At 63.7% G+C, this 8,997-nt stretch carries 2 protein-coding genes; both read left to right on the top strand.

Annotated features, from left to right (window positions below):
- The first annotated feature begins 5 nt into the window (after positions 1 to 5).
- Positions 6 to 5,534 carry a type I polyketide synthase gene (locus AC6H4Z_RS01395; RefSeq protein ID WP_497544941.1) on the top strand — a complete coding sequence of 1,843 codons (5,529 nt, stop codon included), beginning with the start codon at positions 6 to 8 and terminating at the stop codon, positions 5,532 to 5,534.
- Positions 5,531 to 8,974 (top strand): non-ribosomal peptide synthetase, encoded by a 3,444-nt coding sequence (locus tag AC6H4Z_RS01390; RefSeq protein ID WP_497544940.1) that lies wholly within the window; start codon positions 5,531 to 5,533, stop codon positions 8,972 to 8,974. The genes AC6H4Z_RS01395 and AC6H4Z_RS01390 overlap by 4 nt, the downstream gene beginning before the upstream one ends.
- The last annotated feature ends 23 nt before the right edge of the window (positions 8,975 to 8,997 follow it).

Raw genomic sequence — 8,997 nt, 5'->3', positions numbered from 1 at the left:
GCACGATGACCGATTATCGTCCTTTACTCGAGCAGGCGCTGGGCGCAATCGACGAGCTGGAATCAAAGCTCGCCGACGCCGAGCGTGTTCGATCCGAGCCTATTGCGGTCGTTGGCATCGGCTGTCGTTTTCCCGGCGGAGCAGACGACCCGGAGACGTTCTGGCGACTGCTCGAAGATGGAGTGAACGCCGTCAGCGAAGTCCCTGCCGATCGTTGGGACATCGAGAAGTACTACTCGGCTGATGCGGACGCACCGGGCACCATGTATTCGCGCCATGCCGGATTTCTCAAGCAGGTCGATCAATTCGATCCGACTTTCTTCGGAATTTCGCCGCGCGAAGCGCGAACGCTCGATCCGCAGCAACGGCTCGTTCTCGAAGTCGCTTGGGAAGCACTCGAGCACGCGGGACAGTCGCCGACGGCGCTGCGCGGTAGTCTCACGGGTGTGTTCGTGGGAATTGGGGGAAGCGATTTCGCCGATTCGCAGCTGGCGACCGGTAGTCTCGACGACGTCGATGCGTACATGGGATCCGGAAGCGGCGTGTGTTTTGCCGCCGGCCGCCTGTCGTATGTGTTGGGCCTTCGCGGACCGAGCATGGTTGTGGACACCGCGTGCTCGGGATCGCTCGTCGCGCTGCACCTTGCCGCTCAGAGTCTCCGTCAGCGCGAATGCGACGTCGCACTCGCTGGTGGGGTGCACGTGATTCTATCGCCGGCGGTGTCCGTCTATCTCTCTCGGACGCACGCGCTGGCCGCTGATGGGCGTTGCAAAGCGTTCGACGCGGCGGCCGATGGCTTCGTGCGCGGTGAGGGGTGCGGGATGGTCGTACTCAAGCGACTGTCCGACGCCGTCGCTGCGGGCGACGACATCGTTGCCGTCATTCGCGGATCCGCGGTCAATCAGGACGGCGCCAGCAGCGGACTCACCGTTCCCAACGGACCGGCACAATCGGCTGTGGTCCTTGCGGCATTGCAGCAGGCCGGCGTTCCACCCGCCGCTGTCGGATTCGTCGAAGCGCACGGCACCGGTACGTCGCTCGGCGACCCGATCGAGATGAACGCGCTGTGCGAGACGCTCGGGCACGATCGCCCAACGGCCGCGCCTTTGGTCGTCGGATCAGTCAAGGGAAATATCGGGCACCTCGAGGCGGCAGCGGGAATCGCTGGTTTCATCAAAGCAGCGCTGACCGTCAAGAAGGGCGTCATTCCGCCACAACTGCATTTCAGCCGTTTGAATCCGGAGATCGATCTTCAGGGAACGACGGTCGTTCTCCCGGACAAACCGTATCCGTGGCGCGCTCCCGAAGGGGAGCGATACGCCGGCGTGAGCTCTTTCGGTCTCAGCGGCACCAACGCGCACATCGTTCTCGGAGAAGCGCCGGTGCCGTTGGCACCGTCGACTGGCGCCGCACGCTCCCGCGAAATTCTTCGCGTCACGGCTCGCACGCCTGCAGCGCTCAGCTCACTTGCCGATCGCTTCGCAACGGTGCTGACGTCGCACGACGCGCCGAGCATCGGCGACCTGTGCTACACCGCGAACACCGGGCGCGCTCACTTCGCGCACCGAGCGGTCGTCGTCGGCGATTCGCGCGCCGCGCTCGGAGAGGGTCTGAGATCGCTCGCTGCGAAACGCGAGGATGCACGTGTCGTCACGGGGAGTGTGGATCGCGAGGGCCTGCGCGTCGCGTTCCTGTTCCCCGGCGGCGGAACGCAGTTCGTTGGTATGGGGAAAGGACTGTTCGACACGCAGCCGGTATTTCGCGACGCGATCGAACGGTGTGATGCGCTGCTGCGAGAGCATCTCGACGTGCCACTGCTCGACATTTTGTACCCGCGCTCGGGTGCGTCGTCCCTGATCGATGATCCGCGATACATGCAGTCGGTGTTGTTCGCCTTCGAGTACGCTCTCGCCACGACTTGGCTGAGCTGGGGCGTTCGACCAGCGGCGATGATTGGACACAGCCTCGGGGAGTACGTGGCGGCTTGCATCTCTGGCGTAATGGCGCTCCCGGATGCGCTCCGCCTCGTTGCCGCGCGGGGACGTCTCGTGAGTGAACTGCCTCCCGGTGGCGGAATGGCCGCCATTTTCGCCTCCGAGGAACGCGTTCGAAGTGCAATGGCGGCCGAGGCTGGACGGCTTTCGATCGCGGCAATCAATGGGCCGGAGAACGTTGTCATCTCCGGCGCCGTCGACGCTGTGCAGCGTGTGAGCGATTCACTCGCTCGAGCTGGCGTCGATGCGCGAATGCTCAACGTGCAGGCAGCGTATCATTCGCTGCTGCTCGATCCGATGCTCGACGCCTTTGAACGGAACGTTGCTGGCACGAGCTTCGGCCGCGGGACGATTCCGATCATCTCGAACCTCACGGGCGAAGAACTGACAGAACGGCAGCAGCGCGATCCACGCTACTGGCGCCAACAGGCTCGCGAGGCCGTGCGGTTCGCCGATGGAATCCGAGCCTTGAGCGCGCGCGGGATTCGCGCGTTCGTGGAGATTGGCCCGCACACCACCGCGTGCGGCATGGCCAGTCCATCGCTCCCGGCTACGGGAACGCTGACGATTCCCTCATTGCGCAAAGGGCGCGACGACTGGGAGCAGATCCTCGAAAGTGTCGGCACGTTGTATGTACGCGGTGCGTCGATCGACTGGGAAGCCATCGACGCCGGCGCCGGCAAGAAGCACGTCGCAATTCCGACGTATCCGTTCCAGCGTGAGCGCTATTGGCCGGACAGCCGCGAACAGCGAAGCGCGCCGCGTTCCGCGTTGGCGCACGGCCACACGCATCCCGTGCTCACCGGAAAGCTGCAGCTCGCCGACGATCCAGGAACGGTGATCTGGGAGGGCGCACTCGATCTCGCGCGACACGGATTCATCGAAGATCACCAAGTTCAGGGAGTTCCGGTCGTTCCAGCGACGCTCTACATGGAACTGGCACTCGCCGCCGGAACCGAGGGGCGCGCGAACACGTCCGCCCAACTTGGCGCCGTCGATTTCCATCGGCCGATTCTGCTTCGGCCGGATTCGCCAGCATTCGTTCAGGTCAAACTTTCGCCCGATCCGAGCGGCGCGTTTGGTGTTCGCATTCACAGTCGATCGGGTCGCAGCGACGCGTGGACGTTAAATGCGACCGCCACGGTCCGCAGTCCGGCACTCGATCAGAGTTTTGGTATCGCCGAGCCGCTCGCCGCGCTTCAGGCGAGGTGCACCACTCATGTTACGGGAAAGCAGTTTTATGATCGCATGGCGCGCCGCGGCAATCAGTGGGGGCCGGCGTTTCAGGGCGTCGTCTCCGTATGGCAGGGCGACAACGAAGCGTTGAGCTTGATCGAGCTGGCTCCGTCGATCAGCGCCGAGATCGACGACTATTACTTGCACCCCGCGCTCGCGGATGCGTCGGGTCAGGTGCTCGCAGCAACAATTTCGCTCGAGGCGAGCGACGGTCCGCGCGGCGGCGCATTCGTAGGCGGTGGTATCGAGACCGTTCGCCTACTTCGCCGACCCACAGGCCGACGCTTTTGGTCGCACGCCAAACTGCGGCCAACAGAGCCGGGTTCCGACGGCAGCGTGCTCGTCGGCGACGTCACGCTCATGAATGAGCCGGGCGAAACGCTGTGCGTAACCGAGGGCTGTCGCTTCTGGTACCTCGACCACGACACCGAGCAATCGCACGAGAGCCAGGTGGGGATCTACCAGGTCGACTGGATTGCCACCGAGGTCGCGGCGGGTCCAACGGCATTGGCCCGCGTCGTCGTAATCGGGGACGATCGCGGTGTCGCCGACGCAGTGAGCGAACAACTTCGCTACGCGGGCACGTCGGTCCACACCGTTGGTCGCGATGACGACGCGCAGGAATTGTCACAGTTGCTCGCTGGCTTCGATGCGTCAGCGACGCCCGTGACAGTTCTCTTTCTTCGCGCCCTGGATCGAACCGTCGAGGGCATAGGCTCGGTGCACACCCCCGAGCGCAGCGCAAACTGTACGATCGCCTTGCAACAGCTGGTTCAAATGCTCGCACAGCGTGCGACGGGCCCACGCAGCCGCGTTTGGACTGTGACGGCCGGCGCGCAGGCAATCGGACCGACGCCACATGTGGATCCCGCGCAATCCGCCCTCTGGGGCCTCGGTCGCACGATTGCGTCGGAGCATCGCGAGCTCTGGGGCGGTTTGATCGACGTCGATCCGCTGGCTGACGCAACGACTCAAGCAAGCCAGCTCCTCGACGTCGTGACGCTCGGTCAGTCGGAAGCGAACGATCAGTTCGCGGTTCGAAGTGGAGTCGTGTTCACGTCGAGGTTGCGACGACATGCAACCCAGCAAGGGCAAGTCGTCTGTCGCGCGGACGCTGCCTACCTCGTCACGGGCGGGCTCGGCGGGCTCGGACTCGAGGTGGCGGCCTGGTTGGTGGACCGCGGTGCCAAGCACCTCGTTCTCGTAGGACGAAGCGCATTCCCGCCACGATCGCAGTGGAACATGCTGGAGCCGGGAACCGCGGCGCGTAGTCAGGCGGATCGTATCTTGGGATTCGAGGCGCGTGGCGCGCAGGTCGAGTACGTACCGCTCGACGTCGGCGACACCGACCGAGTGTTCGACTTCGTGGCGCGCCGCGAATCACAGCACGCGCCACGAATCGCCGGCATCGTGCACGCGGCGGGCGTGATGCAGTATCGACCGTTCGCCGCGCAGACCGAGCGTGATGTTCAGGACATCTTTCGCGCGAAGGTCGGCGGCGCCTGGAATCTTCATCGCGCGCTCGGCGAACGCCTCGACTTCTTCGTACTCTTTTCGTCCGCGGCAGCAATCCTCGACTCCCCGCTCGTCGGCGCATATGCGGCCGCGAATGGATTTCTGGACGGACTCGCACAGTGGAGACGCGAGCACGGCACGTCGGCGCTCAGCATCAACTGGGGCGCGTGGAACAGCGTTGGAATGGGCGCGCGTTTCGCAGCCGCCCACCCCGACGATGCGCGCGACACCGATCATTCATTCACGCCAGCCGAGGGGATCGCGGCGATGGAGCGGCTGATGAACTCCGACTCCACGCAGGCGACGGTTCTGGGCGTCGACTGGACTCGCTGGCGCTCTCAATACCCGCAGCTGGCGGCGTCGTCCTTCATGCGCGACCTGATGTCTGAGTCAAACACACCGGTGTCCGCCGCGTCAGCGTCGAACGCATCGGTGCTCGCGCTGCTCCAAGCTCAGCCAGAAAATCGATCGCGGTCGGCCACGCTGTACATCGCCGAGCGCGTAGCGTCTGTACTCGGATTCACAGCCGATCAGATCGACGAGCAGGCGCCGATCTCGGGATTGGGATTCGATTCGATGATGGCGCTCGAGTTGAAGAATCGAATCTCGCGTGAATTGCAGCTCGTGATTCCGCTGGTTCGCTTTCTGGATGGTCCGAGCGTGAGTCAACTCGGCAACTTCGTGTCGGCCGAGCTCGAATCGCGGGAGGCCAGCGCGCCGAATGACGGAGCGATACCGGCCGTCGTCGCGCCGAGTTCTGCGCCGGTGTGGGAGGAAGGCGAGCTGTGAACGTTGAACAGCTCATTCGGAAACTTCGGGATAGTCGTATCGCGGTCTGGACTCAGGACGGGCGGTTGCGCTACCGCGCGCCGCAGGGTGCCCTCACGCCCGAACTCCGCGAGTTAATTCAACAGCATCGACCAACGCTGTTGGCCATCGTGCCAACTGAGGAACCGATTGGCGAGCCGGTGCCAATCTCGTACGCGCAGCAGGGCATGTGGTTTCTCAATCGAACCATGCCCGAAAGTCCAGCCTACAACGTCGCGTTCGCCGCGTACGTCGATTCCGTCATTGACGTCGAAGCACTCCGCTCGGCCGCGCAACAGACCGTCGATCGTCACGCGAGTCTGCGGACTGCGTACGACGAGGACGACGGTGCACCGATCGCATTCGTGCTCCCATCCGCGCGCGCGAGGCTTCGCCAAATCGACGCGTCAACGTGGGACGACGACGAGTTGAGACAACAGATCATGGCGAGCTATCGTGCGCCGTTTGATCTGAAGAGCGGACCGTTGGTGCGTTTCGATCTATTCACGCGAACGGCCGACGCACACGTGTTGTTGATTACCGGCCATCACATCGCTCTAGATGGATGGTCCGTCTGGCTCATGCTCGACGAATTGCGCGTGCTCTACGGAAAAAACACCGGCGCCACCGATGGTGATCTCGCGCTGATAGCGACCGATTACGCGTCGTTCGCGCAGTGGCAGGATCAGATGATCCGCGGCCGAGATGGCGTCGAACACGCTTCGTACTGGTCGTCACAGCTGAGTGGCGAGTTGCCTCCGCTCGAATTGCCGACCGATCACCCACGCGTTCCCAACAGAGCCGCACGAGGCACGTCGCATCGCATCAATCTCGGCCGCGAACGAACGGAGCGCATCAAGTCATTCGCCCGAGATCAAGGCGCGACGGCATTCGCCGTCGTCCTTTCATCCTACGCGTTGCTCCTCAGTCGATACGCCGGTGAGGAAGACGTCGTCATCGGCAGTCCGATGTCCGGTCGCACACAATCCGAATTCGAAGGAGTCCTTGGCTGCTTCGTGAATCCGGTCGCGTTGCGGGTCCGGTGCGACGAGGGCCTCTCGTTTCGGCGACTCGTGGACCAGACACGCATCACGGTAGTCGACGCCTTGGCCCACCAGGACTACCCATTTCATCTCATTTCCAAGACGCTGAGGGCACACCGCAACACCACCGACGGTGGCTTTTTTCGCGCCGACTTTGCATTCCAGAAGCCTCAACGGTTCACTGACATCACGAGTGCCGTCGGCGACGACGAAGCCACGGAGAGAATCGACTTCGGTGGCTTGCGAATGCGACTGTACGAGATGCCGCAGCAAGAGGGCCAGCTCGACCTCACGCTCGAGCTGATCGAAGGCCGTGGTGCATTCATCGGCAGCTTCAAGTACGACGCCAATCTATTCGAGCGAGACACCATCGCCCGAATGGAAACGCACCTGCACGAGCTGATCGATTCTGCACTCGCCAACTCGGATGCTCCGATCGGCGGCCTGACTATGCTGCCGGCGGCGGAGCGACTGCGGCTGCTGGATGAACGCGGCGCGACGTTGACGCCATTTCCGGCAGACAGGAACTACTCTGAGTACTTCGAAGAACAGGTTCGCCGAACGCCAGACGCTATCGCCGTCGTGGACGACGGCGGCAGTTTGACGTATGCAGAGCTGAACGCGCGCGCGAATCGACTCTCGCATTTGCTCATTGCTGCGGGCGCCGGCCCGAACCAACCGGTCGCGCTGCTCGCGGAGCGAGGCGGGCGGCTGCTCTCGTGGATCATCGCCACACTCAAGGCAGGCGCCGCCTACCTTCCGCTCGACCCGCGCATTCCGTCACTTCGACACGCCGAGATCATTCGTCAGGCTCGCCCGGCAGTCGTGGTCGTTGCCGACGCGTTCGACCAACACCTGGGCACGGTACTCGAGCAGGTTTCGGCCGACGCACGGCCCAAGGTGCTTGCCGCACGCGAATTCGATGGCAACGCCGGCGAGACAAACAATCCGGTGCAACGCGCGCAGCCGGAGGATCTCGCGTACATCATTTTCACATCGGGGTCGACTGGGCTGCCCAAAGGGGCGATGGTGCCGCATCGCGCCATGCTCAATCATTTCTGGTCGAAGATTCGCTGCTACGCATTCGGTCCGTCGGACGTCGTGATGCAGAGCGCGCCGCAAGGCTTTGACATCTCGGTATGGCAGTTTCTCGCCGTGCTGCTCGTTGGGGGTCGCGTTCGCGTGGCGCCCGATGAGGTGACGCAGGAACCCGCTCGACTCTTTTCGCTCGTTACGTCTGACGGAGTCACCGCACTCGAGTTGGTTCCGTCGACGCTTCGCGCGTTCCTCGATGAACTTGCGCCGGGCGCGGGACACGGCGCGTTTGGTCGTCTGCGTTGGTTGATCGTCGGCGCCGACACGCTCTCACCGGAGTTGTGTCGCCGCTGGCTCGCCCGTTGGCCGGGCACGCCCATGCTCAACACGTATGGACCGACCGAGTGCGCAGACGACACGACGCGCCATCTCGTCGCCGCACCTCCGGCGGCGGACGTTGCGACCGTGCCGATCGGTCGGCCCGTGGACAACGTCCGCGTGTACATCGTCGATCGGGATCTCCGGCTCGTGCCACAGGGTGTACCGGGAGAGCTGTGTATCGGCGGCGCGAGTGTCGGCCTCGGCTACATCAACGATCTCGAACGGACGGCCGCGGCGTTCGTCGCCAACCCATTTGATTCGTCGTCCGGTGCGAAGCTGTATCGCACAGGCGACAAGGTGCGAATGCGACCTGACGGCGAATTGGAATTCGTCGGACGCATCGATAACCAGGTAAAGATTCGAGGCTTTCGCGTCGAGCTGGGGGAGGTCGAACGTGCGCTCGCTACACACGGCGGCGTCGGTCAGGCCGTTGCCGTGATCACGAAGAGCGCCGACGCAACGCCACGCCTCGTCGCGTTCGTCACTGCATCGAACGGCGCCGCCCCGCAGGAGCAAGACATGCAGCGCTTCCTGCGCGACCGGTTGCCCGAGTATATGGTTCCGGCATCGATCGTTGCTCTCGAATCGCTTCCGCTGTCCCCCAATGGCAAGATCGATCGGCGTGCGCTCCGGCTGCTCGATAATTCGGCGGCCGCGCCGACGGTGCACGAAGCGCCGCTCGCCGGAACGGAACAGCTCCTCGCGGAAATCTGGACCGAGCTTCTCGGTACCGCGCGGGTCGGACGCAACGATAGCTTCTTCCAGCTTGGCGGACATTCCATTCTCGCTGCGCGACTGATGGCCAGGTTGAAACAGCGAATGGGTGTCGACGTCCGCGTTCGCGCGTTGTTCGAAGCGCCAACACTTGCCGGACTCGCCGAGCATATCGATCTCGCGAAGGCGTCGGCGAACACCGTCGTGACGTCGCCCGATGACGACCAACGTGAGGAGTTCACGCTGTGAGCACCCCACGCTTGTCTCTCCAC

This window comes from Leucogemmata humicola, assembly GCF_055379415.1.
This window is presented reverse-complemented; position numbering and strand designations above follow the sequence as displayed.

Excerpts from the sequence above, each read along its gene's own strand:
- AC6H4Z_RS01395 (WP_497544941.1), top strand. The coding sequence starts at position 6 with ATGACCGATTATCGTCCTTTACTCGAGCAGGCGCTGGGCGCAATCGAC.